Source organism: Niabella aurantiaca DSM 17617, from assembly GCF_000374125.1.
Classification (GTDB): domain Bacteria; phylum Bacteroidota; class Bacteroidia; order Chitinophagales; family Chitinophagaceae; genus Niabella; species Niabella aurantiaca.
Genome location: NZ_KB893647.1, coordinates 69480 through 94724, shown reverse-complemented (window position 1 = coordinate 94724; position 25245 = coordinate 69480). Strand labels below are relative to the sequence as shown.

Here is a 25245-nt window from a genome sequence, read left to right as displayed (position 1 = left end):
TTATTATTGAGTTTTTGAGATGATCAGTAAACCATTGGCAACAGCGCGTTCCTGTCCTCCGTTATCCGTTGGCCAGTTACGGAGTACAAAACGTCCTTCGGTAAAAGCAGGCGTGTTCCGCACAAAAAAAGTGCTGGAGCCGCCTCCATCATTATTCACCGCGTTGTAAGCCCCCAGGGCTTTCATAAACTTTCCCTGCGTTTCATAATTCATGCCGTTCGAATAATAAAAATTCCGGCCGTCCGCCACCATCAGGTAAACCGTATTGCCATCTTCGGAAACACCAATACAGGTACGCGGCTCAATGGTCACATCTGTTTGGGGAACCAATATGCCGTCCTTAACCAAAGGTGCCCGGGCGCCGATCGCTTCTTCCAGGTCATCTTTAACAGATTCGTACACCGCCTTATCACCGGCCACAGCCTTCCCGTTCTTCAGAACGCCAAAGAACGTGGTATAGATATCAGGGAAAAGGGTCCGGATGGGCACTCCTTCCTTGTATAAAATACCCCGCGGTGTTCCGCTTACACCATCAAAAAAATCACCGTTGACCCCTCCCCAAACCTTATGACCTTCCTGGTCTTCATAAGTGGCCTGAATGGTCATTGGCTGCCTCCCAAATGCGGGGGCATTGTTGGGAGTAGAAGCTTCTATCGATATGCCTGGTCCGGTCAGATCGATCTCGAAAACGAACAGCTTCATCGACAGCCCTGCTGTGGTTAAATAACGGACCTCGGTTGCCTGCAACCCATCCACCACTTTATAGGCCGTATCTGAAAATACTTTCGCGATCATGCCCGTTCCTTCTATCAGCCGTTTTGTTGTTTCGGTTTTTGCAACAGCAGTAAATGTTTCGTAAGGCTTCAGTACCTCCTGCTCCTTACTGCATGCCATAAAACAAAGCAATGCGCTCAACGGAAACAACAGGTACCGGTATCTAAAATATGTTTTTTTCATCTTTAAACGATTTTCTTGTTTGGAGGCTGTTTCATCGCAAACCGGAAAGGGTTCCACACTGCAGCAGGACCGCCTGGCAGGCTATTTCTTTATCCGGAATAAACATTAAACACAGCCATAATATGAGAATAAAGCGTTCCGCCCCATGCTATCAATAGCCGGGATTCGGCTCCAGGTTCGTATTGTATTGCAGTTCCCGCCCGGGTATCGGCAATAACGCCTGATGTTGCCGGATCCCTAATTTTTGAATGGCCTTATTGGTCCGTACCAGGTCATAGAACCGGAAGTTCTCCCCCATCAGTTCAAGGCGCCGTTCTTCCAGGATCAGCTCTGTATATTGATCATCAGTTGCCGCGCTCACCGGCAATAGCCCGCGGTAACTGCGCAGTTGGTTCAGTCGGGCCAACCCATTAACCCTTCCCTGGGCTTCAGCGCTGATGAGGTACATTTCTGCGATCCGCGAAATGATCACCGGATCCTTACCCGTTTGCCCGCTGGGATACTTGTTCACACAATCGGTACCGGCAATATTGATGAGGGAAATAGCCTTCCGCTTGTCGGTACCGGTATAGGCATTCACCAGTTGCTGTGAAACGCGGTAACTTCCCTGGCCTTTGTTGGGATGGGCATAGGTATAGAACAGGTCGGAAATATTGTTGCTCGATTCCTCAGAAAGGTTTTCAAAAGCAAAAATGACCTCGGTATTGGCCTGCTTCCTGAAGATCTTTTCAAAAGCATCCAACTGGTACCTGCCGGAAGTGATCAGGTCTTCTGCCAACGCTGCGGCCCCGGTCATTTTTCCCTGGCTTAAAAACACCCGCGCTTTCAGCGCTGTGGCTGCATCGGCGGAAACATAGTAGTAACTGACGGATGTGCTTAATAACGCGGATGCGGCATTCAGCTCTTCCTCGATAAACTTCCACACGTCGGCTACCGGATCCCGGAATGGCTTTTCCAGTGTGTTCTCTTTCAAAACAGGTACGCGCCCCCACCGGGTCACCAGGTTATAATAGATCAGGGCTCTGAAATAATGGGCCTCGCCCAATGTTCTGTTACGGGTTTCCGAAGCTTCCATTCCCTCGCAAATACTGATCACATTGTTCACCTGGAACAAGGCACCGTAGTAACCATTCCAGCCGCCTGCGATCATAGAGTTCAGCGGCGAAAGAATATTATTGATCAGGTCAATGGGCGCATTCGATGCCGTATGGATATCTCCACCCAGCAGGTCGAACAAAATAAACGAATACACGCCCGGGTCGTTCTGCATATCATTATACATTCCTACCCGCAGTGCCGGCAGGTCCTTTGAAGTAACGGCCTGGGGCGCCATGGCCGAGGACGGATACAAATCAAGTCTCTTGCCACAGGAGGCTGCCATCAGCAGGAAGCCGGATAAGGCGATCAAATATCTTAATTTCATGTTTATCGGATTTAAAGATTAATGTTTACACCCAGGCTGTAGGTCCTCGGCTGGGGATTGTTGAACCAATCGGTACCAAAAAAGCGCGGATCAAGATCTTTGCTTACTTCGGGATCCCACCCGGAATACCGGGTCCACAGGAACAGGTTATCTACCTGCGCATAAACCCGGATCCCCTTTACATTAAAGCGTTTTATTTTAAACGATGGCACCTGGTAGCCCAGGGTAGCTGCCCGGATACGGATAAAAGAGCCATCTTCTAAAAACCGTGTGGAATTCCGTGTATTGAAGATCTCGCCGGCAATGGCCCGCGGATAGACGTTGGTACTGCCGGGCCCGGTCCATTGGTTTACAATATACTCTTCAAGCTGAGCCGTACGGTAGCCGATGCGGGCCAGCGCCGATGGCTTCGACTGATTGTACACATTATTACCATACATGAACGTGGTCAGCACATCCAGCTGGAGCCCTTTGTAGCTGAACGTATTGTTCCATCCTCCTGAAAATTTAGGGTTGGATGATCCCACTACCACCCGGTCGTTATCATTGATGATATGGTTTCCGTCTACATCCTTCCATTTGACATCCCCGGCCCGCGCACCCAGGTCAAATTGCTCCTGGGGCACTTCGCCGTCGTACTGGTAGATGCCTTCCATCTGGAACAGGTAGAACGATCCGATATCCCAGCCCACCTGTAACGCCCGGTTGTCGCCGATGGAAATGGGTAAATTGCCATTATCGATCAGTGATAAAATTTTATTGCGGTTACGGGCAATATTAAAGTTGGTGTTCCACTTTACCCGGCCCAGGTTAAAGTCGGAGGAAACAGAAAGTTCCAGTCCCCGGTTGTCCATAGAGCCGATATTGGTGATGATGCTTGTCATGCCGGTGGTAGCGTGGATGGGCATGCTGTACAACAGATCCGTGGTCTTTTTGTAATAGGCATCAAACGATACATCCAGTTTATGATTGAACAAGCTCAGGTCAAAACCCACATCATACTGATCTGCTTTCTCCCAGGTCAGGTCTTCGTTCCCAAAGGAGGATACGGAAATACCGCTTTCGTTACCATAGTTCTGACCGCCGGACATCAATGCCTGGTAAGCATAGCTGCCGATCCCTTCCTGATTTCCTGTTTTCCCGTAACTCGCCCGCAGTTTAAGATCCAGTCCCGCATCCTTTAAGAAAGGTTCTTTTGCAACATTCCAGCCGAAGGAAACAGAAGGAAACAGCCCCCAGCGGTTCCTGGGATGAAACTTGGAGGAACCGTCCATACGTACGGTTGCCGTCATCATGTATTTATCATCCAGGGCCACCGTTCCCCGGCCGAAATAAGATTCCAGCGCATATTCACTTACAGCACCGCCCGCCCCAAAGATCTCCGAGGCAACCGACACCGTTACCAGCGAGGGGGTCGGAAATCCGCGGGCATCCACGCTCGTATTGCGCAGGTGTTGACTTTGAAACGAATGGCCGGCCATCCCATTTATCTCCAGCCGGTTAAATGTTTGCTGGTAATTCAGCGTATTCTCCACCAGGGAATTTTGTATTAACCGGTTATAATCTATTAAGCGTCCCACACCGGTCCCATAAGGATGGTTGGCATTAAAATAGGTGTAATCGTAGGTGTAATTGATATCGGCGCTAAAGGATGATTTAAAGGACAGGTACTCATTAAAAAAGATATTGCCATAAAACGTACCCAGGTATCGGAGATTATCCACGTAGGCCACCTGCTCATTCAGGATCTGAACCGGATTGTGGTACACCAACTCATCCGTACCGCCAATATAATAATCCCCGTTCGGCTTAAAAGGCCGGTCGAACGGCCGCTGGCCGATGGTACGGCCGATAACCGTGGTTCCTGCATTGGCGCCGGGGATCTGGTTATTGCGGATATAGGTACCCATATTATTGGCGCCCAGCTCCAGCCAGTTGTTGAATTTATGCGTCAGCTTGGTGTTGATATTGTACTTCCGGATGGAATTATTTTTAAACACGCCCTCCTGGTCGGTGGCGCCAAATCCAACATAGTATTTGGTCTGCTCTGTTCCGCCGGAAAAAGACGTATTCAGGTTCTTAAAATAGCCCTTTTGTAATACCAGTCCCAGCCAGTCGGTATCCGGCATATCCCCAAACGGGTTACTGATCGGCATTTTATAGTTGGCATCACCTACAGAAAGACCATACTGCTTATTATAATTTTCCTGTCCCTGGTTGAACTGAAGCACATACAGGTCAGAACCGGCGATCTTCACTTTTTTCCGGTTCGCAAATTCGGAAAAGCCCGTGGATAGATCCATGCGTATATTGTTCACTCCTTTTTTGCCCGATTTCGTGGTGATCAGGATCACGCCATTGCTGGCCCTGGATCCATAGATGGCAGCGGAAGCCGCATCTTTCAATACTTCGATCGACTCTATATCCGCATGGTTCAATGCAGCAAGCGGGCTGTAGGTTTCCCCGAAGTCATATAACGACATATTAGCGGTATTGATCGGTACGCCATCCACCACATACAGGGGGTTGTTGCCCGCACTGATGGATGAAAAACCGCGCACGGATATCTTTTCACCTGAGGCCAGGTTCCCGGATCCCACAGAAACGTTTACCCCCGCCACACGGCCTTCCAGCAACCGGGTAGGGCTGGCTACCTGGCGCACATCTTCATCTTTTACCTTAAATCTTCCGATAGCGCTGGTGACCAGTTCCCTCCGCTGTGTCCCGTACCCCACGACCACGATCTCGTTCATGGAAGACTGGACCGTCTTCAGCGTAATGGCCAGGTCAGCGCCGGCAGCGGCCGTAATTTCTCTCGTTTCGTAGCCGGTATAGCTGATAATTAAGGTAACCCGCTGCGTTTCCGGTGTAACGGAAAAGCGCCCGCCGGCATCTGTTGCGGTTCCGGCTCCGGAGTTTTTTATGCTTACCGAGGCACCGGCCAGCGGCTGCCCTCCCTCATCGCGTACAACACCTTTTACGGGGTCGATCATCACCTGGACATCTTCAGTAGCAGGCGGGGGCTCCATGGTTTCCTTTTTCCTGTTGATGATGATGGTCTGCTCCCGCAGCATATATTCAAACGGCTGTCCCTTAAAGAGCTCCGCAAGGGCCTTCTGAAGCGAAACGCCCTTCAGCTCCACATCCACCGGCCTTGCTTCCCGAAGCTCATTGTAACGGTAAAAGAGGTTGTACCCCGTTTGCTGTGCGATGGATTTCAGCACTTTTTCTATACGGACATGCTTTCCGGTATAGTGCACCTGCTGGGAATACCCGCTGGCGCTCAGCTGAAGCATACCGAGCAACATAAAAAAGACCGTGAATCTCATTAGAAAAAAAATTTTTGACAGGTATTCAATACGGGCAGGCGCATTCCCGCAAAGGATTAATTTCATATTTTTGAAATGTTTAAATAAAAGATTATTGATTCACCGATTGATAATTCTTATAATTTGAACGGCCCTGTTTCAGGGTTTTGGCGGGAGTGTTGGTAGCACTCCCGTTTTTCCGTTCCGGGGTTTGATACGTTTAAGCGCGCATATACTTTTAGTTTTAATGGTTTTAAAAATGAGCGTCAATTATTCAACAATAAGCGTTCTGCCTTCCAGGCGGAACTTTACTTTTCCGTAGCGGAGGATGTCCAGCACTTTATGAATGTCCTCACTCCTTTTTATCTTTCCTACAAACTCGTCTTTGGGCACGGCGCCGGTATATTTTATATCGATATCATACCAGCGTGCCAGCTGGCGCATCAGTGTTGGAATATCTGCACGGTCAAACTGGAAAAAGCCTTCTTTCCAGGCCATTACCGATTCCAGGTCCGCCGGGCGGATGACAATGGATCCCGGCCCTTTCAGCACAGACTGGAAACCGGGCTTTAACAAACCCGTGCTTTGTCCGGCACGGACCTGTACGCTTCCTTCCAGCAAGGTGGTTCTTACAGCCGCTTCATCCCGGTAAGCATTTACATTAAACTTTGTGCCCAGCACTTCTACCTCCTGGCCGTTGCTCAGCACCCGGAAGGGTCTGGTCTTATCGTGTTTTACTTCAAAATAAGCCTCTCCGGTAATGGTCACCCTGCGCTCATTTTTCGCAAACCGGGTCGGAAAAGCAATACTGGAAGCGTTGTTCAGCCAAACCAGCGACCCATCCGGCAATATTACCTGGTAAATTCCTCCCTTGGGCGTTTCAATCTTGTTGATGTCCTGTGGTATTTCGGCGGCAGCCGTTCCGTTTACATCAAAGACCACCAACCCGTCCTTTTCCTTACGGACGGAAAAAGAAGTACCCTGTTCTAAAGTACCGTCGGGAACACGATTCAGGATGATCCTTTTACCATCCCCCAGGGTAAGTACCGCATTGTTTCCCCCCGGGACCACGGGTGCCGTTTTCACTATAGCCGGAGATGCTTCCTGCGCCGGACGCGCATAGTACCGGAACAGCCCAATACCCAGCGCCAGGATCACAACGGCCGCCGCAACCCGGTATAAATAATGATACGGACGCCGCTTCAACGATACCACCGATGGTTTCTCCTCTTTCTTCCGGATAACTGTTTCCATCGATTCAAAGAGGTATGCATCCAGCTTTCCTTCATCCAGCAGGTGAAAAAATACTTCCAGCTCTTCTTCCCCCAACTTTTTTTCCAGGTACCGGTCAACCAGCTCTTTATAGAATTCTGACTTCATTTATAACACTTCCTTCTTATAAGACAACAAACCGGAGGCCGGGGGTAGCTGATCTCCGGATTTTTTTTTCTGCGATATCTGACCGCTGTACTCCCCGCAGATCTTCGCTGATATTTTGGGTGGGCTTCCGGCGGACATTCACGCCTCGTTCCATCCGCGTAAATCAGCGGGCTGTGCTTCCCGCAGATTCTCGCTGAGCTTTTAGATAGGACTCCGGCGGGCATGCAATCCTCATTGTATCCGCGTAAATCAGCGGACTGTACTCCCCGCAGCTCTTCGCTGATATTTTGGACGAGTCCTTGCCCACCATGCGCATGCCATAGATCATCTAATGGAAAAAAACCGCCATAAGCAAGCTGAGCGATATGCCCAGCTCGGCCTCAACCGTCCGCTTCAGCTGTTTCATTGAAAATACCATATGGTTCTTTACGGCATTTTTTGATATGCCCATCAGGGAGGCCACTTCTTCATAGGTCCTTTTCTGTTCCCGGCACAGGCGGAAGATCTCCCGGCTACGTACCGGCAGGTTCTCTATGGCCCTGTGCAGTTGTTCCTGATATTCACGGCTCTGTATGTTTTCTTCGGTTGTATTGCAGCCCTGGTAATACGCCGTTACGATCGCTCCCATGATCGCAGCCGACCGGGCGGCTTTTTTCAACGCGTTCAGCGTATGATTTTTTGCCGCGGTATAAAGATAGGATCTGAAAGACCGTATCTCCCTGAGCTGCTCCCGGTGCTCCCAGATCCGGATAAACACTTCCTGGGCCAGGTCCTCAGCCATGGCCTCCGAATGCACATACCGTTTTACGAAAAAGCACAGCTCTTTAAAATATGTTTCAAAAACTGCTAAAAAAGCTTTTTCGTCTCCACCCGCGATCCGCTCCACCAGCTCCAGCTCATGAATCACCTCTTTTTTCATATTTCAAGGCAAATTTAGACGCGTAATATTACTAAAATATTAAAACGCGGGAACAGTGCAAAATACATTCTGTGCCGGCCGGCGGAGGGGCACATAAATTTTCCGGTAAAACAGTCGCCGTCGCGCGATTTGTTTTACGATGCATGGATATTCCTGTTTAAAGTCCGCCCGGCGGGCTGCCTGCTCTAACATGCAGGTTGCCTTTACGCATTGGTCCATCCGCCCCCGGCAGGAGCCGGTTCGTAAGTCCGTTTTTAATGCTATATTTATAGGAGAACTATTTTAGTATAAACTATTTTTTCATACGATGAAAAGTATGCTAAACCTTCTCCTGCTTCTGTCCGTTCTCTGTACACCGGGGTGGGCGCAGCCAGCACCGGATTTCAGAGAACTTTTAGACAGCGCGCTGGTACGGGATGCCGATCTGAAAATGCAGCTGACCAAAAACAAGCTTACCGAACTGGATCAGCTTCAACTCAAAGATGCATTGCTGCCCACCCTGGAAGCAAGCGGTATGGCGGGATATATGAATGCGACGGCACACCTTGTTTCTCCTGAGATCAACCTGCAGCCCTTTTTAAACATCCCGGAGGGCAAGTACAATAATAACCTGAACATTTCCGGCTTTTCGGGTCTTGCTAAGGCCGACGCCAAAATGCTCCTGTACTCCGGCGGAAAAATAAATTATTTGGGCAAGGCCCTGGAGGAAAAAAAACGGTCGGAGGCTGCTTTGCTTGAAAAATCGCAGGATGAGGTCATCGCCGTCCTTGCCCGGGCGTACGACCAGCTGGCCCTGGTGCACCAGTCAAAAAAAGTGCTGGATGAAAGTAAAAAAAGACTGGAAGCTAATAAAAAGACAGCAGACAAGGCCCTGGGATATGGCCTGATCACGCCCTATGATCATAAAAAGATCGAACTGGCCGAGGCCACACTGGATGCAAAAGTAGCCGAGTACCAGGGCAGGAAGGAATTACTGCTGACACAGCTTGAAGTATTGACCGGCATTGCAAAAGAACGGCTGCGGCTGATAGAACCGGTACTGGCACCCATCGTTCCTGCTCCGCCACAGAAAACGATTGCTGACCGTGCAGAGATCCGCGCGCTGGATCATGGCATTCAGGCCAGCGATTTTAAGATCAGGGCAGAAAAAACCTGGTGGATCCCCAAAGTACAGCTAATGGCCTCCGCCTACTATCTGGGGCTCTATGGCAGCAGGCTCAAATCCTCCGACAACATCATTCCAGCAGTCCCTGGCATTGACTATCCGGGAAAAAAGCTGGACTGGCGCAGGACCAATCTGAATATTTTTCCATTGCTGCGGGCAGGGGTAGGATTTAAATGGGAAGTATTTGACGGCCGGGAGGGAAAACATGCCGCACAGCGGGCGGTTGTAGACCGCGAGATCCTCCAGAATCAAAAATACGATGCGCTGCGGAAGCTTACGTTGAACAAGGCCAACAACCAGTCTGGTTATGACATTGCCAATGCCCAGATCGCCTTGAAGGAAAAGCAGAAAGAGCTGGCTCAACAGGCATTGGTTCAGGCAGAAAAAGAGTTCCGGTATGGAATGGCAAAATCCACACAGCTCATTGAAGCCGAAAACGACCTGGAAATGGCCGAGCTGGAGTACCAGAATGCACTTTTTAATCAACGCAGGGCAGCGATAGAGCTTATGCGGTCGACCCAGGAGCTGGAGGTAACAAAACTGTATTAAAAACGATTAGCAGTCAGCTCTCGGCTAACGGCTGACAACTGATAGCTGAAGGCCGAGAGCTGGCAATAATAAAGGAGCAATAAACCTAAGATAAAAAATGAGCGTCAATCATTACCTGATCTGGATCGGCCTGTTGATACTGGCCGGCTGCGGCAATAAAAAGAACAGGCCCGCCGGTTTTGAAGGAAAGACCAAAAAGGATGCGATCTCTTTTGCCCCCAAGGTTACCGGCAGGATCCTGAAAATCTATGTAACCGAAGGGCAAACCGTAAAAAAAGGAGATACCCTGGCATTGCTGGATGTGCCGGAAGTTTCTGCAAAAATTGCGCAGGCCCGGGGTGCAGTAAACGCCGCCGCAGCGCAGGAGCAAATGGCCCGGAAAGGAGCCACCGCCGATCAGTTGAAGCAACTGCAGGCCAAATACAGGGGGCTGAAAGAGCAATATGCATTTGCTCAAAAATCATTTGACAGGGCCACCCATATGTACAACGACAGCTTGATGTCGCCCCAGGCCTATGACGAAGCCTATGCCAAATTACAGGGTGCCCGGGCGCAATATGATGCGGTTGTTGCAGAAATGGATGACGTAAAAAAAGGCACGCGCCTGGAGAAGGTGGAAATGGCGGCGGGACAGGCATCGCAGGCAAAAGGCGTCCTGCAGGAAGCCAACGTGGCCTATTCCGAACGCTATGTGATCGCCACCAATGATATGGAAATAGAAACCATCAGCCTCAATACCGGCGAGCTGGCTACCGCAGGCTTCGCGCTGTTTAACGGGTACATACCGGGCAGTACCTGGTTCCGGTTCACGGTTCCGGAAAGCAAAATAGCCGGATACAAAAAAGGCCAGCAGGTAAATATACAGGTGGCATACAACAAGGAAGCGCTGAACGGATCCATCCTGTACATCAAACAGCTTACCCGCTATGCCGATATTACCACGGCCTACCCCGATTACCAGCTGCAGGATGCCGTTTATGAAATAAAAGTAACCCCTGCGGAACCGGAGAAGGCCGGAAATATACTGGTCAACGCAAATGTGCTCCTGAAATAACTTTTTATGAAAGAATTCCTGCGCCTGCTGAAACGCGAGTTTACATTGTTTGTCGGCAATTCCACATTGCGAACGGTATTTTTCCTGGCGCCTGTTTTCTATGCTACCCTGCTGGGGCTCGTTTATAAAAGCGGGAAAGTGGAAAACACACCTGTTATCGTCATCGACAGGGACAATACGCCGCTATCCAACCAGCTGGTGGAAATGCTGGGCGACAATAAGAGCATCAAAGTGCTCCGTTTTTTGCAGGAGCCCGGCAATATAAAGGATGCGGTGATCCGGCACGATGCGGCGGCGGTGGTGATGATCCCCGCAAGGTTTGAGGCCGCCATGCTTCAGAAAAAATACCCGGAACTCAACGTGTACATCAACACCGGGAACATGATGACCGCCAATTTTGCCTCCAAAGCACTGCAATTGACCATCGGTACTTTTTCCGCCGGGGCCGCCATTAAAGGGCTGCAGAAGATGGGCATGAACCCTTCCCGGGCCGCTACGCAATACGAGCCCTTTAAGACCAACTACATCACGCTCTTTAATACCACAAGCAATTACCTGATCTTTATGTGGCCAGCCATGCTGGCCGTGGTACTACAGCAGGTCATTTTACTGGCCATGGCCGTAAGCTTTGCCGCCGAATTTCAGCGCGGATCCTTTATAAGGGAATATACCGCCATGCGACGCTGGGCCTTTCCTGTAATGCTGATCAAGGTCATTCCCATCTGGTGCTTTTCCATTCTCATCGTATGCGTTTATTACCTGATGCACATGCTCTTCCACGTACCACTGCCGGAAGGCATTTTAAACTTCATATTGCTCTCTGCGGTCTTTGTAGGCTCCGCTTCCTTTTTGGGTGTATTCATCAGCATCCTCATCCCCGATGCGTTAAAAGCCACGCAGATACTGATGGTGCTGGCATCCCCGGCATTCATCATCAGCGGGTTTACCTGGCCGATGAGCGCCATGCCCGGCTTTGTTCAGTTTATGGCCAACATCATTCCGCTGACCCCATTCCTGCAGGCGTTCAAGATCCTGCTGATCCAGAAAGGCTCCGCGCCGCTCATTGCACCTTATATGAACCACCTGGCGCTTTTACTGCTGGTATATGCCTTTTTAGGATGGGTAGCGCTAAAGATCAAGCTCTGGCTATTGTTTAAAGAGCCAAAGAAAAGAGCCAGGGTCACGGATACTGCCTGATGGATGTACCATCCGCCGTTCCGGCCGGAAAAAGAGGCATGCCGAGCCGATTGCCCGAGAGACATGGGTGGGTTTGGCAGGAACTGGTCGCATATATCCGATTACTATCCCGAAGGGATCATCAATTTCGGAATACAGGACGCCTGGAAAAAAGTGTCTGTGAGCCTGGAAGTTTGCCGGGTAACAGGCTTGCCATTGAAGGAAGAATACCGGATGGCTGGTATCCAATAGGCAGGGTCCATGTTCGGTAGATCCGCCGGATCGGAAATCCCCCTTCGCTACGCCGTTATTGTTAAAAACGTTGTACTTGAATGGTCGGATTACAATTTGTGAAAATTTTTTTTGTAAAAAGCATTTTCATTTACAACTTTTTCATTCACAAAAGAGCGAAATGCCGTCCACCCGGGATAAATACAGATAGAATGCAAAACGACAGCGTCTATTTCACCTGAATCGACTGAAGGAAATCCTTCGACATCGAAAGTCCCATTGAAGGCATGATCAGTGCACTCATGATCATACCGATCACTACATAAACCGCGATCATGACCAACAGGGACACAATGAAATAAGAGAGGTGTTTATCTTCCGGTGTCTTTTTCATTTTAGGCAACCCCAGGTAGAGCAGGTACAGGCCGTAGAGACTGAAAAGCGCGCCAACAAAGGCAAGCGAAGGTAATACATTCAGCAAACCGCCTACCCAGGCAGGCGTATAAGCATAGGCCACTAATTGCACGGACCGGCCCATATTTTTTTCGGAACCAAAACTCGGTGCCAGCACATCAATTACAAAAGCACTGATAAATACACCTGCTATACCCATGATCAATGTATTTGCAGCCTGGTAAATCCCCCAGTTAATGCCTCTCATTCTGAAGAAGCCGGCATCCATCCCGATAAATGCATAACCGATAAACGCCGCTATGGCAGCAAACCCTGCCAGGGGTAATACATAGCCGGTGACCACCTTTGCATTATCGGGTTGCTCTCCGTCAATAATATCCCACTCCGTTTTGGGAGAAAGGATCATGTTTTTTGCGCGGTTGATGACATTCATAATCAGACTGTTTTTTAGTTTTTGAAATGGAAGGCTAAAGATAGGCCTCCGTCATCAACAGGTTCATCGCCAAATCTGGCGATAAGGACCCGCCTCCCGGAACGATCCCCACGCCACTTAACATAGGTTAAGTATAAATTTTTTATACGGTTGTAACTTTATGGTATAAGGAGTAAAGAATATGAAAACAGAAATTTTAAGCATCCGCATCAATGAGCCTGCAAGGCGCATACTGGCAGCACAAAAAAACAGCAACCTGGTTGAGGTATCTACTGCTGAAGCGGCCGTTGAAAAGTTCCAGCTCATTGATTTTGATGTGGTTGTTGCACCGGAAAATTACCTGGCCCCGCATGAGGAAGCAATGCTGAAAAAATTGCTTTCACTGAATGATCACGACAGCATGTGGATCACGTATCAAAACGGCCGTGAAGCAGGGCTGGAAAAAGAAATCACCGGTTTTTTGACGGAGCTGGAAACAGCGCCCAGGCATTCTTTTTCGATAGCCGACGATGGCTTAAAGCCCCGGGGCCTTCAGATTGAAATCTTATAAAAACAGGAAAGGAGTATAAAAGATGAAAAAAACAATAGAAAAAATAACCCCCCGGCCCGCACAGCCCCATATGGTGGGCGATGGGTTCCGGGTCTATGGCTTCATCCCTGCTGCCGTTGACCGGCGCAGTATGAGCCCGTTCCTGGTGCTGGACTTTAACCCGGAATATGATTTTGGTCCCTCGGAAATTCCGCTGGGCGTAGGCGCTCACCCGCACAAAGGTTTTGAAACCGTAACCATCGCCTACAAAGGCCGTGTACAGCATGCAGACAGCAGCGGCGGAGGTGGCATTATCGGCGAGGGGGATGTGCAATGGATGACGGCCGGTTCCGGCATCCTGCATAAAGAGTTCCATGAAGAAAACTTTTCAAAGACCGGCGGATCTTTTGAAATGGTGCAGCTTTGGGTAAACCTGCCTGCAAAGGATAAAAACGTAGCACCACACTACCAGGCCATCACCAAAGACAGCATGGGCCTGTATGAGATACCGGGCAGCGGAGGTGTTGTAAACGTCATTGCCGGAAACTTTAACGGTGTAAACGGCCCGGCAGCCACCTATAGCCCCGTGCATTTATCCAACATCCGGCTGAAAGCAGGCGCGGAAGTAACTACCAGTCTCCCGGCTGGCTACAATACGGCCTTGCTGGTCATAAAGGGCGCTGTGGAGGTGAACGGGGAAAATGCCGGCGAACACAGTTTTGTGCATTTTAAGAACGAAGGTTCGGATATCCTTATTAAAGCAGCAAGTGATGCCGTGGTATTGCTTTTGAGCGGGGAGCCCATCAATGAGCCCATCGCCGCTTACGGCCCCTTTGTAATGAACACACAGGCAGAAATTTACGAGGCTATGGAGGCGTTCCAGGCCGGTAAGTTCGGAACCCTGGATTAATTTTAAAACCGGTGTGGTTTCGCAGAACATCGACGCGAAACTGCACCGGTTTTCATTTATATTTATAAAAACATTCAACATGTCAAATATTGGAATGATTATCGAAGAGCGGGCAGCCGATATCGGTAATTTTCTTGTAGGACGTCTGTTGCCTTTCCGGCAGAAGCGGATGGTAGGCCCTTTTATCTTTATTGATCATATGGGACCGGCCAACCTGAAGGATTACCAGAACCTCGATGTGCCGCCCCATCCCCATATCGGGCTTTCCACGCTCACCTATCTTTTTGAAGGTGCCATCATGCACCGCGACAGTATCGGGTCGGAGGTCGAGATCACGCCCGGTGCGGTGAACTGGATGACCGCAGGCAGAGGGGTAGTGCATTCGGAGCGAACACCGGAGCATCTGCGCACCACGGATAAAAAATTACACGGACTGCAGATCTGGGTAGCGCTGCCCCGGGAGCTGGAGCAGACGGATCCTTCTTTTACGCATGTGGAAGCAGACGCCATACCGCAATGGCAGCAGGAAGGCGCCGAAATAAAACTGATCTCCGGCACTGCCTTTGGAAAGATCTCTCCCGTGCCCGTGCACAGCCCGCAATATTTTATAAAGATTGTAACACCCAAAGGACAGAAGCTGAACATTGGTAAAGACCTCTATGGAGAAAGCGGTCTTTATATTCTTGAAGGCAGTGTGATCAGCGAAGGGAATACGTATGGCCCCAAACAAATACTTATCGCAAAAGACAGTACCCTTTGTTCCTTTGAAACCACGGACCATACCACGGTCTTTATTTTCGGGGGTGAGCCCTTTCCGGAGGAGCGGTTTATTTACTGGAATTTTGTAAGCTCGGATAAAGCCGTGATCGAAGCGGCAAAACAGGATTGGCAGGAACAGCGCTTTCCTCCCGTACCCGGCGAAACGGAATTTGTACCGCTGCCGGAGCAAACCCATAATATCAAACTTAAATAACCACCATGAAACCAGAATATACAGCGATCCCGCTTGTAAAAAATGATGCGGAAAAACAATATCAGCTCACCATTGACTGCCATACCTCTTTCATCCGATTTAATGAAACCCCACGCCATATTACCCTGGTGCATACCGAGGTACCATCAGAGCTGGAAGGCAAAGGAGCCGGTACCGCTATAGTTGAAAAAACACTGGAGGCGATTGAACAAAGTGGTAAAACCCTAATACCCCTCTGTCCTTTTGTATTTGCCTATATCAAACGGCATCCAGACTGGAAGCGTATTGTGGATCCGGGGTTCAGGGGGTTCGGGGAGTAAGCCATTAACCAGTAGCTTTCAGAACCAAATCTCAAAAAACAAGATCCAAAAAACCGGATTCCAGAGTGTGATATCAAGTCAACTGACAGCTCCCGGCTGAAAACCTGGTCCGGTTTATACCCGCATCAACGGTTCAAATGAATAAAGGGCTGATTTGCGCCCCGGCCCCCTGCTGCAAATAAGGCAAGCCCTCTTCGAGTAGTTTTTTAATACCCTTTGACGACGACTTTTCGGGTATTCCTGCTGTCCGGTACAGGTTGGGCAATCTGAATTTGGGGTAGGTAAAAATATAGTCCAATACCTGCATACTCCATTTTACCATCCCGCAATTTTTCAGGGCCAATCGGAATATAGGAGATCTGTCTTTCCGAGGGTCTGTAAGAAAATACTGAAAACGCTCATGTACACTCAGCGCTGAACCGACAGTTTCTACGATGGCATCTTAAACTTTCCCATCCCGGGCATCATCCGTCCGAATGCGCCCATTTTATTCATGTTCTTCATCATATCGCGCATCTGCTCAAACTGCTTCATAAAAGCGTTCACTTCGGCAATATCTTTACCGCTGCCGAGGGCAATGCGTTTGCGGCGGCTGCCATTGATCAGGTCGGGGTTGCTGCGCTCATCCAGGGTCATGGAGTCGATCATGGCTTCGATTCCTTTAAAACTTTCATCGCTGATGTCCAGGTCCTTGATCTTTGCGCCCACACCGGGGATCATCCCCAGCAGGTCTTTCATATTCCCCATTTTCTTGATCTGCTCCAGCTGCATCTTAAAATCGGCGAAGTCAAATTTATTTTTCCGGATCTTGCTTTCCAGCTTTTTGGCCTGTTCTTCATCAAACTGCTGCTGGGCGCGCTCCACCAGGGTGGTAATATCGCCCATCCCCAGGATCCGCTGCGCCATCCGTTCGGGATAAAATACATCCAGCGCATCCATTTTTTCACCGTTGCTCACAAACTTGATCGGCTTGTTTACGGTGTACTTGATCGACAGGGCCGCACCACCGCGGGTATCGCCATCCAGCTTGGTCAATACCACGCCACTGAAGTCCAGCCGCTCGTTAAAGGCCTTTGCCGTATTCACCGCATCCTGTCCCGTCATGCTGTCTACCACAAAAAGGATCTCCTGCGGGGCAACGGCATTTTTTATATTGGATACCTCGGTCATCATGGCCTCATCAATGGCCAGGCGACCGGCAGTATCAATAATGAGGACATTTTTGTTTTTCGATTTTGAGGCGGCAACAGCATTTTTTGCAATATCCACTGCATCCTTATTCTCCGGCTCAATATATACTTCCACGCCGATCTGCTCTCCCAGCACCCGCAGCTGTTCCATAGCCGCCGGCCGGTAAATATCGGCAGCAACCAGCATGGGCGACAATCCCTTTTTTGACTTAAGATAATTTGCCAGCTTGCCGCTAAAGGTGGTTTTACCGCTCCCCTGCAATCCGGCGATCAGGATCACGGCCGGGTTGCTCCTGGCATTGAACCCCGCTTCCTCCCCTCCCATAAGCTCGGTAAGCTCATCCTTCACGATCTTTATCATCAGTTGTCCGGGGCTGATGGCGTTCAGTACTTTCTCACCGGTTGCCTTATCCCGGATCTTATCGGTAAATTCCTTTGCGATCTTATAGTTCACATCCGCATCCACCAGTGCACGCCGGATCTCTTTTACCGTAGCCGCAACGTTCAATTCCGTAATACGCGCCTGGCCTTTGAGGTTCTTAAAGGCCGATTCTAATTTATCCTGTAGACTATTAAACATATTTTACTAAAACTGAGTAACTGAAAAAATGCCCGCAAATATACTATTTTAAAAAGCAGCAGCCGTTAAAAACCGGCAAAATGAAGGTACGGCCGCTTTTTGACCCAAAAACCAGGGTTTCTCCCGGCAAAAGGCGGATCCGGCGGCGCCAATCCAAAAAAAATTTTGAAAGTATGATAATTTTTATATTATTGTAGCTAATTGAGTCAATAAACACAGCCGAGAGATGAGTAAACAGCTATATACCCTGGAGTATCCCGTACGTTGTTCTCCAACAATTTTATATGAATTTTTAGCCACATCCAACGGTCTGGGAGAATGGTTTGCGGAAAATGTGGATGAGCGGAACGGGCGCTTCTATTTTGGCTGGAACGGATCTTATGAGGAGGCAGAGGTCGTTGATCAGGAGGAAGAACGGTTTATCCGGTTTCACTGGGCCGGCGCCCCCAAGAACGAGTACTTTGAATTCCGCATTGATAAATCAGAGATCACCAATCAAACCATTTTAGTCATCACCGATTTTGCAGAAAAAAGGGAGCTTAAAGATCAGAGCCAGCTTTGGGATTACCAGGTAAAAGAATTGTTTCACCGGTTGGGAAACTGACCCTCCCTTTTCAAACACCCGCCAGTACCATCATCAGATCGCGGAAGGACCTTCTCCAGAATTGCGGAGCATTTTCCAGTTCTTCCATTGGGGCAACGCGGGCCAGTTTTATAAATGCGCTGTTGTGCAGCCGCTCCAGCCATTCCCCTTTCTCCAGTGTATGCAAAGGAACATAATTGCTGCTGCCTGCATCATGCTCCCATTCGCTTCCGCTATAACTCAGGAAATAACCTCCTGTTTTCAACGCTTCAAATCGTTCCCCCAGTTTTACGGAAAACCGGTCTTTTCCCCCGCCGGACAAATGCAGTGTAGTGCTCACCTGCCTCCCCCACCAGAACAGGCTCCGGACCGCAGCAGTTTGTTCCCTGGCAAAGTTGCGCGGATAATCCAGGATCAGGTACGGCAACCCGTTGTAGTATTCTCCTTTGGAGATCTTTCCATTGTTCTCCAGCAAGCCGGCCGGCAACAGGGAGGCGTTCTCTTTAACAAAATCAAGCTGCCACCGGTAAAGCAATTCCAATGCAGTTTTTACTTTATCCAAAACCGCATTCTTTGTTAAAATGATTTCAGGAGCAGCAACAATGGCCCGCTCCTCTGGAGAAAGGCTTAATTTTGTTTCTTCCATTATGTATTACGTTATTTGCAAATTAAATGAATTGTGGTTGAAAAGGCAATAGACGGTGCACCCTACCGATGCTGAACTATTGACTGCAGGCTATAAACCATGAACCAGAAACCGGAAACAGTTGAAAAAGTTAGATAAACTGATCATTAAAGCTTTCGTTGGCCCATTTGTGGCCACTTTTTTCATTACGCTTTTTGTGCTGGTAATGCAGTTTTTCTGGCTTTGGATCGACGATTTTGTGGGCAAAGGACTGGATGCCTTCACCATCCTGCGGTTCATATGGTACCAGAGCGCGGTGTTGATCCCACTTGCATTGCCCCTGGCGGTGCTCCTGTCTTCCCTGATGACTTTCGGGAACCTGGGTGAAAGCTTCGAGCTGGTAGCGATCAAATCTTCGGGAATCTCCCTGCTGCGGTTCATGCGCCCGTTGGTAGGCGTAACCCTTTTCATCAGCCTTTGTGCCTTTCTCTTTGCCAATTATGTCATTCCCGTTGCACAGCTGAAATCGCGTACCATGCTGGCGGACATTGTACTGGCCAAACCGGCATTTGACATTAAAGAAGGTATTTTCTATGACAAACTGGACCGCTTTGCCATTAAAATAGGAAAAAAGGAAAAGGACGACAGCACGATCCGGGACCTTATTGTTTTTGAGAACAACTACAGCGCCCTGCAGGACAATTTTATTATTGCAAAAAACGGCGTCATGAAACCCTCGCCGGACAAACGGTTCCTGGACATTGTCTTCCGGGACGGGTGGCGCTACCAGGAGCGGGGCAGCCGCACGGATTCGGCTACAGAATATATCCGCCTCGGATTTAAGGAATATAAAATGCAGCTGGACATCAGTGCATTTAACTTTAAAGCCTCCAGCGACAGCAATAACCGGAATAACGAACGGGTATTGAGCATGCGGCAACTGGACAAAGCGCTGGACTCCATGACCAAATACACCAACATGGAGGTGGAACGCTATCAGACCAGCCTGGTGAACAATTTCAGCCTCCTTCTTTACCGCGATAGTGTGACCAAGGGCATTTCTATCCCCGATTCAGTGTTGAACTTTAAGAAAAACAGAGATGCTTTTTTAGGGCTGGATTCGGTTACCGGAAAAGCAAAAGCCACCCTCCTGCCCCCAAAAGCCGATTCGGTATCCGGGAAAAAAGAAAAAACAAAAGCCCCGGCCTCGAAGCGCCGGAAAACAAAAAGCCGGAAAACAAAGAAATACCAGCGGCTGCATTTTGCCATCGACACCCTCAAAGCAAAGACGGACACTTCTAAAAAAGCGGCAATTGTAAAACCAGACTCGTTGAAAAAAATGGCCGGTGACAGCGGAACAATTAAAAAGGATTCCACAAAAAAAGATACAGCAAAAAAACACATCGTAAAACCGCAGAAAAAGGACGCCAATGTCTTCACGGCCTTTTTGCCGGACAGTGCGCTGAGCAGTGTAACCGATCGTGCGCTCAGCTCCATCACGGTTGTGAAAGACAATGCAGGCATGAACCTGAACAGCATCCAGGAGCAACAGAAAAATATCCGCCGCTATAAGATCGAATGGCACAAAAAGATTGTGCTGGCCCTGGCCTGCTTCCTGATGTTCATGATCGGCGCCCCGCTGGGTTCCATCATCCGGAAAGGTGGTTTGGGTACGCCCATGATCTTCGCCATAGCCTTCTTCCTGGTCTTTTATTTTTCATCCAATACCGGGGAAAAAATGGCCAAAGAAGGAAGTCTGACCCCTCTTACAGGAATGTGGCTGTCCACGCTGATACTGGCTCCTATCGGCGCCTTCCTGACCTACAAGGCCATGCACGATTCGAATCTATTCAATAAGGAATTCTATCACCGTTTAAAACGCAGGGTACAGTTATATATTCAGGCAAGAAGAAAACGCAACAACGCAGACCGGAAAACCGTATAATCCAAACAATATGGCTACGAAGGACTCCCGACAGAACCTGAGGATCCAGAAATGGGTGGCAGTGGTATCCCTGCTGCTGCTGATCGTGAAATTTATTGCGTACTTCTCCACACGTTCGGTAGCCGTACTCACGGATGCACTCGAAAGCATTGCAAACGTGGCTGCGGGGTTCATCGGGCTGTATAGCCTTTACCTGGCCGCGCAGCCCCGGGATGAAAATCATCCTTATGGCCACGGCAAGGCCGAATTTTTATCCGCCGCCGTAGAAGGCACGCTCATTGGGATCGCAGGTCTGGTGGTGCTCTACAAGGCCATTGATCAGCTGATCCATCCCCTGGAACTGGATCAGCTGGACCTCGGCATCATCCTGGTTGCAGTTACGGCCATCGTCAATTATGCGCTGGGCAGCATCTGCATCTCCATAGGGAAAAAAAATCATTCCATCGCCCTGGAAGTAAGCGGGCGGCATCTTCAAACCGACACGTATTCAACCATTGCGGTGATCATCGGCCTGGGCCTCGTTTTTTTTACAAAGATCCACTGGCTCGACTCTGTTGTGGCCATCCTGCTGACCTGTTTGCTCCTGCGCACATCCTACAGCATCCTGCGCCGCTCCATTGCCGGCATCATGGACGAGGCAGACCGGCAACTGCTGCAGGAAATGATCAGCTATATCAACGAAAACCGGCCGGAGAACTGGGTCGACCTGCACAATTTCCGGGTGATCAAATACGGAAGTGTACTGCATATCGACTGCCATCTGACAGTGCCCTGGTACCTGAATGTTGCCGAAGCCCACAAGGAGGTGGATCAGCTGGCAGCCCTGATCCGGGATCAATACGGGCCCTCCGTCGAATTTTTTGTGCACTCGGACGGATGCAGGCCCTTCCAATGCCCGCTCTGCTCCAAAACGGACTGCCCGGTACGCAAACATCCATTTGAAAAAACAATACCCTGGACCCTGGAGAACGTACTTCAAAACCAGCGCCACCGGCTGAAGGCCGAAGGACAGATGCCCCGCTGAAATGCTCCCCGAAAAAGCCCTGTCAACTTTTTCAACCTGGTAGCTTTTCACCCAATTGTTCCTTAACTTTATGACCGAACATTTGTTATTGAATATATGCTCACAAAAAAATCACAATATGCCTTTAAAGCGCTTGGTTACCTGGTTGGTAAGCAACAGGAAGGGCCGGTGCTTATTTCCGAGATCTCAAAAAAGAAACGGATTCCTTTAAAATTCCTGGAAAACATCCTGCTGGAGCTCCGGAAAGCCGGCATCCTGGAAAGCAAAAAAGGAAAAGGAGGTGGTTACTTTTTCAAAAAGAATCCGGCCGATGTGCAAATGGCTACCGTCATACGGCTCATCGACGGTCCCATTTCCATGTTGCCCTGCGTGAGCCTGTATTTCTATGAACGCTGCAAAAACTGCGATGAAAAACATTGTGGTCTGCATGATGTAATGAAAAGAGTACGGGATGCGACTCTGGAGGTACTGGAAAGCCGGACTCTGGCAGATCTAAAAGATTAAGCCTGTTTTCCGTGATGCAGAATACAAGGCGGGAATATTATGATCTGCCCCGTGCTCAAATCTCTCTCTTCAGCCTTTTCAGTTGGATGACCTGCTGTATATTGCGGCCGGCGCCTCCCTATAACAGCGGTCAGGGCATCGGCGGAATGATCCCTGCTCCGGCTTCGCCCGGCGCTGCGCTTTGAAGGTCAACAATGCCACAGCTGCCACCTGGTTGATTGTATTTAAATATGAACCGATCGGCGCTGATACCCTCTTGCTGCACCAGGTAGCTGATCACCGCGTTAACCCTTCTCCAGCTTAAAAGCCGGCTTTCCTGTGTATCGCCGCAATAGCCACCGGTTACGCGTACTTTGCATGCCGGGGAATTTCTTAAGGTATTTCCGACAGCGGCCAGGATCGCTTCATTGTCACTTGAGATCTGCGTAGAAGAACCCTTGAAACTGACGCTGGGGAGGACCAGGTTGCAAACAGGGTTGGGAGCGGCTATGTTGATCGGATCGCCCCAGCCTGCCGTTGTCCTGGGCCCGTATAATTCCAATGTGGTGGTGTTCAGGTAAAAATCGCCGACAGTTCCCTGTGAGTTAACAGGAGCCTGCGGCCCGTTCAGGATGGTATTGCCGTTGGCGCCGTTGTTGCCCGCCGGTCCTTTCAGGCCTACCGGATCACCCCAGTTGCCGTTTGTTTTGGGGCCGTACAAAAGCGCCTGCACCTGATCAAGGTAATAATCGCCTTCCCTGCCGGTGGCAGCGTCCGGCATACCGGATCCGTGGATGATCCTACTGCCAGGCTCACCTTGCGGACCGGTAGCACCTACCAGGCTTACGGGGTTTCCCCAGTCCCTTCCCCTCTTGGGACCGTACATATCTTTTGCTTCGGTGTCAAAATAAAAATCGCCGGCCTTGCCCAGCGTCACCTCCGGAACGCCCGTACCGCTATAGATCCGGGCTCCCGGCTCTCCTACAGGACCGGCCGCACCGGTATCGCCTTTTTTGCAGGCAGTAATCAACACAGCAAGTGCTGCAATGGCTAAAGCAACTTTTAAGACAGGGTTCATCGTATTTGAATTTTATAGTTTTCATTTAAAAAACACCGGTAAATTGGGCAGCGCCACTAATTTAACCTGCTTGCTTACTACTTCTTTATTACCATTATACGCTTTGATGCTGATAACAATTTCACTCATGGTAAGCGTGGTACCCGCATCGCCGCTTTTGGGTTGATAAGGGTCGATGGAAGGGACAGACCAGCGGCCATCATCGCCTATATTCATATCCCAGCTACCCAGTTGCTTATTTTTAATGTTGACGGTTTCTTTTTCTTCGTACACTTTTATGCCCACTGCCCGGGCCGATTTTTTATACACTTCTTTTTTGCCGGAGTAGTAGGCTTCTACTTTTATGCGCGATTTTGGCGCAGCGCTGCCCCTTATAGTAAAAGCTTCGTATCCGGTGCTGCCACCAAGCGGGCTGGCCGTGCTTTGGGTCATGTCGCCGGTAATGGTTTGTACTTTAAAATCGCTGCGCACTCTATCATCAGTTAATAATGTAGCGGTAGCCACCGCGATCACTTTCAGCTTTTTATCTTTCAGCTTTATTTCACAGTTCACGGGCTTTTTGCTCACCAGTCCGTCCTTGCTTTGACCCGCAAAAACGTGTACCCGTCTTTGTATGGCACCCTCCCTGAATTTTACGGTAACACTTTCCGCTAAACACCAGGATCCATTATTGCCCACAGTGGCGGTATAGTTTTGCACATCGTAAGGGCTTTGCCTGCCGGCCACTACCAGCACGGGCTTGCTGCTGCCACCTTTGGAGATGGGGGTAATATGAATTTCGACTTTCGCGCCGGGTACACCGTAGCCAGCGATGCGCAAAGGTTTGGAAAGATCATTGTTTTTGGTGGGGCTGCTCATTTTAAAATTCTCATTGAGCGCTTTTTGCAGCTCGCCGGTAGTAAGTAGGACTCCCGCTTTTGCTTTAAATCTTACGGTCTCTGTTTGCGCAAGAGCTGTATGTACCCCTGTAAAAAGCAGCACTAGGGGTATAAAATATTTGGTTTTCATGTTTACGATTTTTGTTTTTTAATCAGTGCAACCTTTTACTGTAGCCTTCAACACAAAGAGCGTGGGGTCCATACCACCCGTTTTGCCCAATGGTTTTAATATCAGTTCAGCGATTGATAATTCTTTTACCAGAAATACTGATTCCTGTTGTGACTCAATAAGAGTGAGGGTTTTAGCCCGCACATCGCATTTCCATTTGCCTTTTTCTTTTGTAAAAAAATTCACTTCGGCCTCGCCATTGGATTTTAGCCAGATGTAGGGGCCGGCCTCGCCGGGTTTCAACTTTACATCCTGTAGTTTATCATTTTCATTTTTGAGTGTTCTATTTTAAATGCCGGCACAAACATATACCCCCGAAAAGGCCACGACAAGCAGCAATAGACGAACAACGGTTTCAATAGATGAACGCGCCTGATTTCGATGACGTGTGCAGTCCGGAAGATTGTTCCCCTTGCCGGTTTAACGGGCTTTTTGTCGCCAACGTTTTTTATACAAGCGGCAATGTTGGCAATGACAACTGTGTTTTTATTCGGACAGGTAGCTATCTTACTGAAAACGCCGTAGGTCCGGGTAAATGATGATACCGTTATATTCAATAATACTAAAGCTGTTACAAGCAATTCCATCTTCATTTTTAGAGAATTCATATTACAATTCTCCTTCGCCTACAGGCTCCTGCTGCGTAGAAATTGAAATATAATTGAGCACATTACTATCATCAATGGTAATATGAATGTATACAGGGTTTTCGTTGCGCAGCAAATCTAAGATATGGGACATGCTGTTCCATTTAAGATTCAGTGTAAGCCGGTTGTCTGTATATTGATTCGGTATGGGTATGGCATTGTCCGCCCTAAAATGGATAGTTCCGAGGTTTTCATTATCATCTGCATAAACGGTAATATCAGCCATTTGATCATGCAATATGTAAAGAGAGCAGTAATAACTTGCAATTTTTTTTGAAATATGTGTCATCGTATTTTATTTT

The 25245-nt window shown here is 49.1% G+C and carries 25 protein-coding genes; 12 read left to right on the top strand and 13 right to left on the bottom strand.

What is annotated here, in order from left to right; translation table 11 throughout:
• Window positions 1-3: 3 nt before the first annotated feature.
• The 5 genes from B160_RS0124850 to B160_RS0124820 all read right to left on the bottom strand — a co-directional run bounded on the left by B160_RS0124850 (window position 4) and on the right by B160_RS0124820 (window position 7987).
• Window positions 4-957 (bottom strand): phosphodiester glycosidase family protein, encoded by a 954-nt coding sequence (locus B160_RS0124850; protein ID WP_018630671.1) that lies wholly within the window; start codon window positions 955-957, stop codon window positions 4-6.
• Window positions 958-1108: 151 nt separating this feature from the next.
• A complete protein-coding gene (locus tag B160_RS0124840) occupies window positions 1109-2380 on the bottom strand; it encodes a RagB/SusD family nutrient uptake outer membrane protein (RefSeq protein ID WP_018630669.1) in 1272 nt (423 codons plus the stop codon).
• A gap of 11 nt (window positions 2381-2391) precedes the next feature.
• Window positions 2392-5709 carry a TonB-dependent receptor gene (locus tag B160_RS0124835; RefSeq protein WP_211218110.1) on the bottom strand — a complete coding sequence of 1106 codons (3318 nt, stop codon included), beginning with the start codon at window positions 5707-5709 and terminating at the stop codon, window positions 2392-2394.
• A gap of 249 nt (window positions 5710-5958) precedes the next feature.
• On the bottom strand, window positions 5959-7068 hold the full coding sequence (locus B160_RS0124830) for a FecR family protein (RefSeq protein WP_018630667.1): 1110 nt from the start codon (window positions 7066-7068) through the stop codon (window positions 5959-5961).
• Between the two features lie 328 nt (window positions 7069-7396).
• A complete protein-coding gene (locus B160_RS0124820) occupies window positions 7397-7987 on the bottom strand; it encodes an RNA polymerase sigma factor (RefSeq protein WP_018630665.1) in 591 nt (196 codons plus the stop codon).
• Between the two features lie 307 nt (window positions 7988-8294).
• On the opposite strand from B160_RS0124820, the gene B160_RS0124810 reads away from it, so the two are divergent.
• The 4 genes from B160_RS0124810 to B160_RS31855 all read left to right on the top strand — a co-directional run bounded on the left by B160_RS0124810 (window position 8295) and on the right by B160_RS31855 (window position 12183).
• Window positions 8295-9701 carry a TolC family protein gene (locus B160_RS0124810; RefSeq protein WP_018630663.1) on the top strand — a complete coding sequence of 469 codons (1407 nt, stop codon included), beginning with the start codon at window positions 8295-8297 and terminating at the stop codon, window positions 9699-9701.
• 97 nt (window positions 9702-9798) lie between these two features.
• Window positions 9799-10755 carry an HlyD family secretion protein gene (locus tag B160_RS0124805; protein ID WP_018630662.1) on the top strand — a complete coding sequence of 319 codons (957 nt, stop codon included), beginning with the start codon at window positions 9799-9801 and terminating at the stop codon, window positions 10753-10755.
• A gap of 6 nt (window positions 10756-10761) precedes the next feature.
• Window positions 10762-11952 carry an ABC transporter permease gene (locus B160_RS0124800; RefSeq protein ID WP_018630661.1) on the top strand — a complete coding sequence of 397 codons (1191 nt, stop codon included), beginning with the start codon at window positions 10762-10764 and terminating at the stop codon, window positions 11950-11952.
• Between the two features lie 3 nt (window positions 11953-11955).
• Complete coding sequence (locus B160_RS31855) at window positions 11956-12183, top strand: hypothetical protein (protein WP_018630660.1); 228 nt, start codon at window positions 11956-11958, stop codon at window positions 12181-12183.
• Window positions 12184-12391: 208 nt separating this feature from the next.
• On the opposite strand, the gene B160_RS0124785 is transcribed toward B160_RS31855, so the two are convergent.
• The gene (locus B160_RS0124785) at window positions 12392-13009 is read right to left on the bottom strand and encodes a Yip1 family protein (RefSeq protein ID WP_018630658.1); all 618 of its coding nucleotides are present in this window, start codon (window positions 13007-13009) and stop codon (window positions 12392-12394) included.
• 181 nt (window positions 13010-13190) lie between these two features.
• Here B160_RS0124785 and B160_RS0124780 point away from each other — a divergent pair, with 181 nt between their 5' ends.
• The 4 genes from B160_RS0124780 to B160_RS0124765 all read left to right on the top strand — a co-directional run bounded on the left by B160_RS0124780 (window position 13191) and on the right by B160_RS0124765 (window position 15741).
• Window positions 13191-13559: a hypothetical protein gene (locus tag B160_RS0124780; protein ID WP_018630657.1), complete on the top strand. Its 369-nt coding sequence runs from the start codon at window positions 13191-13193 to the stop codon at window positions 13557-13559.
• A 22-nt stretch (window positions 13560-13581) separates the two neighbouring features.
• Complete coding sequence (locus B160_RS0124775) at window positions 13582-14448, top strand: pirin family protein (RefSeq protein WP_018630656.1); 867 nt, start codon at window positions 13582-13584, stop codon at window positions 14446-14448.
• A gap of 79 nt (window positions 14449-14527) precedes the next feature.
• Window positions 14528-15421: a pirin family protein gene (locus B160_RS0124770; protein WP_026310008.1), complete on the top strand. Its 894-nt coding sequence runs from the start codon at window positions 14528-14530 to the stop codon at window positions 15419-15421.
• Between the two features lie 5 nt (window positions 15422-15426).
• Window positions 15427-15741: a GNAT family N-acetyltransferase gene (locus tag B160_RS0124765; RefSeq protein WP_018630654.1), complete on the top strand. Its 315-nt coding sequence runs from the start codon at window positions 15427-15429 to the stop codon at window positions 15739-15741.
• A 133-nt stretch (window positions 15742-15874) separates the two neighbouring features.
• On the opposite strand, the gene B160_RS0124760 is transcribed toward B160_RS0124765, so the two are convergent.
• Together B160_RS0124760 and ffh are read right to left on the bottom strand one after the other, a co-directional pair.
• On the bottom strand, window positions 15875-16063 hold the full coding sequence (locus B160_RS0124760) for a hypothetical protein (RefSeq protein ID WP_018630653.1): 189 nt from the start codon (window positions 16061-16063) through the stop codon (window positions 15875-15877).
• 107 nt (window positions 16064-16170) lie between these two features.
• Entirely contained in the window at window positions 16171-17511 is a 1341-nt protein-coding gene (ffh, locus tag B160_RS0124755) for a signal recognition particle protein (protein ID WP_018630652.1), read from the bottom strand.
• A 226-nt stretch (window positions 17512-17737) separates the two neighbouring features.
• Between ffh and B160_RS0124745 the strand changes: the two genes are divergently transcribed.
• Window positions 17738-18115, top strand: a complete 378-nt coding sequence (locus tag B160_RS0124745; RefSeq protein WP_018630650.1) for an START-like domain-containing protein — start codon at window positions 17738-17740, stop codon at window positions 18113-18115.
• A gap of 10 nt (window positions 18116-18125) precedes the next feature.
• Here the strand turns inward: B160_RS0124745 and B160_RS0124740 are convergent, their stop codons facing one another.
• Window positions 18126-18740, bottom strand: coding sequence for a hypothetical protein (locus tag B160_RS0124740; protein ID WP_018630649.1), 615 nt, complete (start codon window positions 18738-18740; stop codon window positions 18126-18128).
• A 121-nt stretch (window positions 18741-18861) separates the two neighbouring features.
• Here B160_RS0124740 and B160_RS0124735 point away from each other — a divergent pair, with 121 nt between their 5' ends.
• The 3 genes from B160_RS0124735 (at window position 18862) to B160_RS0124725 (ending at window position 22192) form a co-directional block, all read left to right on the top strand.
• Window positions 18862-20664, top strand: coding sequence for an LptF/LptG family permease (locus B160_RS0124735; RefSeq protein WP_018630648.1), 1803 nt, complete (start codon window positions 18862-18864; stop codon window positions 20662-20664).
• A 10-nt stretch (window positions 20665-20674) separates the two neighbouring features.
• Entirely contained in the window at window positions 20675-21688 is a 1014-nt protein-coding gene (locus B160_RS0124730; RefSeq protein ID WP_018630647.1) for a cation diffusion facilitator family transporter, read from the top strand.
• Between the two features lie 96 nt (window positions 21689-21784).
• Window positions 21785-22192 (top strand): RrF2 family transcriptional regulator, encoded by a 408-nt coding sequence (locus tag B160_RS0124725; RefSeq protein WP_018630646.1) that lies wholly within the window; start codon window positions 21785-21787, stop codon window positions 22190-22192.
• Window positions 22193-22322: 130 nt separating this feature from the next.
• Here B160_RS0124725 and B160_RS30905 read toward each other — a convergent pair whose 3' ends face one another.
• The 4 genes from B160_RS30905 to B160_RS0124700 form a co-directional block, all read right to left on the bottom strand.
• Complete coding sequence (locus B160_RS30905; RefSeq protein ID WP_018630645.1) at window positions 22323-23249, bottom strand: OmpA family protein; 927 nt, start codon at window positions 23247-23249, stop codon at window positions 22323-22325.
• A gap of 21 nt (window positions 23250-23270) precedes the next feature.
• Entirely contained in the window at window positions 23271-24257 is a 987-nt protein-coding gene (locus B160_RS0124715) for a hypothetical protein (protein WP_018630644.1), read from the bottom strand.
• An 18-nt stretch (window positions 24258-24275) separates the two neighbouring features.
• Window positions 24276-24539 (bottom strand): hypothetical protein, encoded by a 264-nt coding sequence (locus tag B160_RS0124710; RefSeq protein ID WP_018630643.1) that lies wholly within the window; start codon window positions 24537-24539, stop codon window positions 24276-24278.
• A gap of 366 nt (window positions 24540-24905) precedes the next feature.
• Window positions 24906-25232 (bottom strand): hypothetical protein, encoded by a 327-nt coding sequence (locus tag B160_RS0124700; RefSeq protein ID WP_018630641.1) that lies wholly within the window; start codon window positions 25230-25232, stop codon window positions 24906-24908.
• Window positions 25233-25245 lie beyond the last annotated feature (13 nt).

What these genes read in the sequence shown, in the direction of transcription:
- B160_RS0124785 (WP_018630658.1), bottom strand. Translation starts at nt 13,009, where the DNA reads ATGAATGTCATCAACCGCGCAAAAAACATGATCCTTTCTCCCAAAACG.
- B160_RS0124805 (WP_018630662.1), top strand. Translation starts at nt 9,799, where the DNA reads ATGAGCGTCAATCATTACCTGATCTGGATCGGCCTGTTGATACTGGCC.
- ffh (WP_018630652.1), bottom strand. Translation starts at nt 17,511, where the DNA reads ATGTTTAATAGTCTACAGGATAAATTAGAATCGGCCTTTAAGAACCTC.
- B160_RS0124770 (WP_026310008.1), top strand. Translation starts at nt 14,528, where the DNA reads ATGTCAAATATTGGAATGATTATCGAAGAGCGGGCAGCCGATATCGGT.
- B160_RS0124840 (WP_018630669.1), bottom strand. Translation starts at nt 2,380, where the DNA reads ATGAAATTAAGATATTTGATCGCCTTATCCGGCTTCCTGCTGATGGCA.
- B160_RS31855 (WP_018630660.1), top strand. Translation starts at nt 11,956, where the DNA reads ATGTACCATCCGCCGTTCCGGCCGGAAAAAGAGGCATGCCGAGCCGAT.
- B160_RS0124730 (WP_018630647.1), top strand. Translation starts at nt 20,675, where the DNA reads ATGGCTACGAAGGACTCCCGACAGAACCTGAGGATCCAGAAATGGGTG.
- B160_RS0124725 (WP_018630646.1), top strand. Translation starts at nt 21,785, where the DNA reads ATGCTCACAAAAAAATCACAATATGCCTTTAAAGCGCTTGGTTACCTG.
- B160_RS0124745 (WP_018630650.1), top strand. Translation starts at nt 17,738, where the DNA reads ATGAGTAAACAGCTATATACCCTGGAGTATCCCGTACGTTGTTCTCCA.
- B160_RS0124850 (WP_018630671.1), bottom strand. Translation starts at nt 957, where the DNA reads ATGAAAAAAACATATTTTAGATACCGGTACCTGTTGTTTCCGTTGAGC.
- B160_RS0124820 (WP_018630665.1), bottom strand. Translation starts at nt 7,987, where the DNA reads ATGAAAAAAGAGGTGATTCATGAGCTGGAGCTGGTGGAGCGGATCGCG.
- B160_RS0124810 (WP_018630663.1), top strand. Translation starts at nt 8,295, where the DNA reads ATGAAAAGTATGCTAAACCTTCTCCTGCTTCTGTCCGTTCTCTGTACA.
- B160_RS30905 (WP_018630645.1), bottom strand. Translation starts at nt 23,249, where the DNA reads ATGAACCCTGTCTTAAAAGTTGCTTTAGCCATTGCAGCACTTGCTGTG.
- B160_RS0124830 (WP_018630667.1), bottom strand. Translation starts at nt 7,068, where the DNA reads ATGAAGTCAGAATTCTATAAAGAGCTGGTTGACCGGTACCTGGAAAAA.
- B160_RS0124780 (WP_018630657.1), top strand. Translation starts at nt 13,191, where the DNA reads ATGAAAACAGAAATTTTAAGCATCCGCATCAATGAGCCTGCAAGGCGC.
- B160_RS0124775 (WP_018630656.1), top strand. Translation starts at nt 13,582, where the DNA reads ATGAAAAAAACAATAGAAAAAATAACCCCCCGGCCCGCACAGCCCCAT.
- B160_RS0124835 (WP_211218110.1), bottom strand. Translation starts at nt 5,709, where the DNA reads ATGAGATTCACGGTCTTTTTTATGTTGCTCGGTATGCTTCAGCTGAGC.
- B160_RS0124800 (WP_018630661.1), top strand. Translation starts at nt 10,762, where the DNA reads ATGAAAGAATTCCTGCGCCTGCTGAAACGCGAGTTTACATTGTTTGTC.
- B160_RS0124700 (WP_018630641.1), bottom strand. Translation starts at nt 25,232, where the DNA reads ATGACACATATTTCAAAAAAAATTGCAAGTTATTACTGCTCTCTTTAC.
- B160_RS0124715 (WP_018630644.1), bottom strand. Translation starts at nt 24,257, where the DNA reads ATGAAAACCAAATATTTTATACCCCTAGTGCTGCTTTTTACAGGGGTA.
- B160_RS0124765 (WP_018630654.1), top strand. Translation starts at nt 15,427, where the DNA reads ATGAAACCAGAATATACAGCGATCCCGCTTGTAAAAAATGATGCGGAA.
- B160_RS0124760 (WP_018630653.1), bottom strand. Translation starts at nt 16,063, where the DNA reads ATGGTAAAATGGAGTATGCAGGTATTGGACTATATTTTTACCTACCCC.
- B160_RS0124740 (WP_018630649.1), bottom strand. Translation starts at nt 18,740, where the DNA reads ATGGAAGAAACAAAATTAAGCCTTTCTCCAGAGGAGCGGGCCATTGTT.